The organism is Rhodothermales bacterium (assembly GCA_013002345.1).
GTDB lineage: Bacteria > Bacteroidota > Rhodothermia > Rhodothermales > JABDKH01 > JABDKH01.
On sequence record JABDKH010000145.1, the window covers coordinates 1 to 3256 of the forward strand.

Below are 3256 nucleotides of genomic sequence, written 5' to 3' on the forward strand. Positions count from 1 at the left end.
TGATTCGCTTAGGACACCCCGGATTTCGCCGAAACTAGCGGTCGAAGCACGCGCTTCGCGCCATCAGGCACATCAACAGGTCAACAGCGGAGTCAGATAGTCGCGACATTACCTCGGGAAACGGGCAGGCCGCCGGCGATGGTGCGGTGCGCCCGACCGACGATCCGGATCAGCCAAGTTGGACCCAGTTGGGTCAGATGTCGGCCACCGAGGGCGATGAGAAGATCGACGAGGCTCCGGACTACAAGGACCCGGACCTGTATCTGAATCGCGAGCTCAGCTTGCTGCGATTTCAGGAGCGCGTACTCGAAGAGGCACAGGACGCTTCGCTGCCCCTGCTCGAAAGACTCAAGTTCATCGCGATTCTGGGCTCGAATCTGGATGAGTTCTTCATGGTGCGCGTCGGGGGCATCAAGCTGCAGCTCGCCGAAGGCGTGGTCGAACGATCGCCGGACGGTCGGACGCCGGCGGAACAGCTGGCCGAGATACGACGGTTCTCGCAGGAGCTCATGAGTCGTGCGAAGAGCTGCCTTCTTGACGACATCATGCCCAGCCTGAAGGAGGAGGGAGTCTTCCTTCTCGACTATCACGAGCTGTCCGACAAACAGGCGGACCAGGTCGGGGCATACTTCGAGGAGGTCATCTTTCCGGTCCTCACGCCAATGGCCTTCGACCCGGGGCATCCGTTTCCGCACATATCCAATCTGAGCCTGAACCTGGCCGTTGTGGTACGGCACGAGAACGGCGGTGAGCGTTTTGCCCGCGTCAAAGTGCCGGCGTCCATTCCCAGGCTGGTCCCGCTCAAGCGCTCTTCCGGGAGCGTGCGCAAGGATGGGACGGCTCCTCGCAAGCATTACTTCGTCTGGGTCGAACAGGTGATTGCGGCCAATCTGCAGGCGCTATTCCCGGGAATGGAAATCATCGCGTCCTATCCGTTTCGTGTGACGCGAAACGCGGACATGATCATCCAGGAACTTGAAGCGGATGACCTGCTCGAGACGATGGAAAAGAGCGTTCGTCAGCGCCGATTCGGTGCGGTTGATCGCCTGACGTTTAATCCCGGGATACCGGAATCGACTCGAACGATCATTACCGAAAACCTGCGGGTTGATCCCAAGGACGTGTACACACTGGACGGCCCTCTGGGCTCCAGCGGCATGATGGAGCTGTACTCGAACGTTGTTCGTCCCGATCTGAAGGAGGAGCCGTTCATTGCGTACTCTTCTCCGAAGTTTCGGGCCGACGGTACGGACAGCGATATATTTCAGCGGATCTCCAGAGGGAATTCGATCGTCCACCACCCGTACGATTCGTTCGCCCCGGTACTTGATTTTCTGTTTGCCGCTGCGAATGATCCGGACGTGCTGGCCATCAAGCAAACGCTGTACCGCGTAGGGAAGAACGCGCCGGTCGTGAAGGCACTGTTGCGGGCTCGGGAAAACGGTAAGCAGGTGACGGCGCTGATCGAACTCAAGGCTCGTTTTGACGAGGAATCAAATATTGGCTGGGCAAGGACGCTCGAGCGCGAAGGAGTGCACGTTGTATATGGTTTGCTCGGACTAAAAACGCACTCGAAGATCGCTCTCGTCGTGCGGAAGGAGGGTGACCACATTCGCCGCTACGTGCATCTGTCTACGGGCAATTACAACGCAGTGACGGCGAGCATGTATGAGGATATCGGCTTCTTCACCTGCGATCCGGATATCGGCGCCGATGCCACCGATCTGTTCAATTATCTGACGGGCTATTCCCGCAAGAAGGACTATCGCAAGCTGTTCGTGGCTCCCATTAATTTGCGCCACAGTTTAATAGAGCGAATACAACGCGAGATCGATCATGCCGTGGCAGGCCGCGGTGGACGCCTGGTTTTCAAGACGAATGCTCTGGTCGACAAAGCAATCATCAGGCTCTTGTACAAGGCATCTAATGCGGGCGTTGAAATTGACCTCATCGTGCGCGGCATTTGCTGTCTCCGGCCGGGCGTCAAGGGAGTTAGCGAGAATATCAGTGTTCGAAGTGTCGTGGGACGATTTCTGGAGCATAGCCGGATCTACTACTTCGGCAACGGTGGAACTCCGGAAGTGTACCTGGGCTCAGCGGACCTGATGCCGCGAAATATCGACAGGCGAGTAGAGGTTGTATTTCCGATCGAAGATCGAGAGCACGTCCGCTATCTGCGCGAGGAAGTGCTGGAGACCTATCTAAAAGACAACGTGAAGGCTCGCTTGATGCAGTCCGATGGTTCGTACAAGCAGCAGACGCCGGCAGGCGGCGACGTTGCGGTCTACAGCCAGCAGTGGTTCCTGCGGCAGCGGGCGAGGTGGCAGCAAGAGGAGTCGGGCGTCAAGGAACTCAGCTGATGCGTGGCCCCGGCCGCTGGCCGTGAGCTGTACGTAGCGAGAATCGAATAGGCCTTTTGTCCGTACAATTCCCCTGCAGGCTCGACTCGTGCGACACGGGACAGTCGGGTGAAGTGTACACGTGTATCGCTCAACTCCGAATGACGGACGAATCCATTTCCACTTTGAGGACGATGGCGGCGGACTGCCCACCGATGCGGCTCAGGCCGGCGTCATTGTTTGTGGCCCACTGTGGAGTTCTCACGATCGTCTTCGAAGGATTCGACGCCTGCATTCTTGCCATGAAAGACAAGATCGACCGTGCGTTTCCGGGCCTTGAAGAGGAACACGAAGGGTCGTTGTGGCCAAAAGTCACACTGGCCGTTCTCAAGGATTGGAAGCGCCTGACAGAGTCAGAAGTAGGGCGATTGCGTGACGTCGCTGACGAGTGGAAAGCGGTGATCTGTTCACCGGAGAATGAGATCGAAATCAATGAACTCCTCGTCGTCGAATACGGTTGTCGCAACCTTGAGGTGAGACGACGCACCGAGGCACTCCCGTTGCAGGGGAGGCCTGCCGACCCCGTCCCTCCTCCGCATCACGCGAGATACGTCCGGTCTGTTCTGGGGCAGTTCACTCGAGATCGAATCCAGGAGTACACCGCCCTGATAGACCGTGACGGGAATCGAGAAACACACTACCGCGAGGCCGCGCACGGATGGTCTCTGGTTGCCGACATTGCTGAGGAGCAGCTTCGATTTGCACCACAGATTCTGGAATCTGTCGATAGCGTCGCTGCAGGGAAGTACCGCCCGTTTGACCCGGCCAGTTGGCATGTGACCGTTCGGTCACTGGACCGTGCCGCCGGATGAGAGCGCCCGGTCAGTGACGAGAAGCGGGGGGACAAGCTTCAGGCG

General features: G+C 58.1%; 2 protein-coding genes. Both read left to right on the forward strand.

What is annotated here, in order from left to right; translation table 11 throughout:
* Window positions 1–197: 197 nt before the first annotated feature.
* Window positions 198–2360, forward strand: a complete 2163-nt coding sequence (gene ppk1, locus HKN37_07395; GenBank protein NNE46468.1) for a polyphosphate kinase 1 — start codon at window positions 198–200, stop codon at window positions 2358–2360.
* A 140-nt stretch (window positions 2361–2500) separates the two neighbouring features.
* Window positions 2501–3211, forward strand: coding sequence for a hypothetical protein (locus tag HKN37_07400; GenBank protein ID NNE46469.1), 711 nt, complete (start codon window positions 2501–2503; stop codon window positions 3209–3211).
* Window positions 3212–3256 lie beyond the last annotated feature (45 nt).

Excerpts from the sequence above, each read along its gene's own strand:
- ppk1 (NNE46468.1), top strand. The coding sequence starts at position 198 with ATGTCGGCCACCGAGGGCGATGAGAAGATCGACGAGGCTCCGGACTAC.
- HKN37_07400 (NNE46469.1), top strand. The coding sequence starts at position 2,501 with ATGACGGACGAATCCATTTCCACTTTGAGGACGATGGCGGCGGACTGC.